Source organism: Streptomyces sp. GbtcB7 (assembly GCF_019091445.1).
Lineage (GTDB): Bacteria > Actinomycetota > Actinomycetes > Streptomycetales > Streptomycetaceae > Streptomyces > Streptomyces mirabilis.
This window is the reverse complement of record NZ_JAGXJM010000705.1, coordinates 1-232: the sequence shown is the minus strand read 5'-3', so window position 1 is coordinate 232 and position 232 is coordinate 1. Positions and strand designations below refer to the sequence as shown.

1 pseudogene is annotated in these 232 nt (G+C 72.0%); it reads left to right on the top strand.

Features of this window, described 5'->3' with window-relative positions:
• Positions 1–232 (top strand): annotated as a pseudogene (locus KVT44_RS57315) (hypothetical protein); the annotation flags it as partial.

The following is a 232-nucleotide window of genomic DNA, read 5'->3' as shown; positions in this document are numbered from 1 at the left end:
CCACCCCGCACAGCAGAAGCTCGCCGAAGCCCTCCGACTGCGCTGGGAGGTCACCCAGCAGTACTGGTCGGGCATCGCACGCTCCGACGCCGAGCGCTGGCCGCTGGAGGACATCCCCTGGCGGACCACGGGCCAGCAACTGGAGCCCCCGTACTTCTCGCTCCCCGTCGCCGCCATCCTCGTCCACGACCTGGTACGCCGCCGCGCCACCGACGACGACCTCACCCGCACC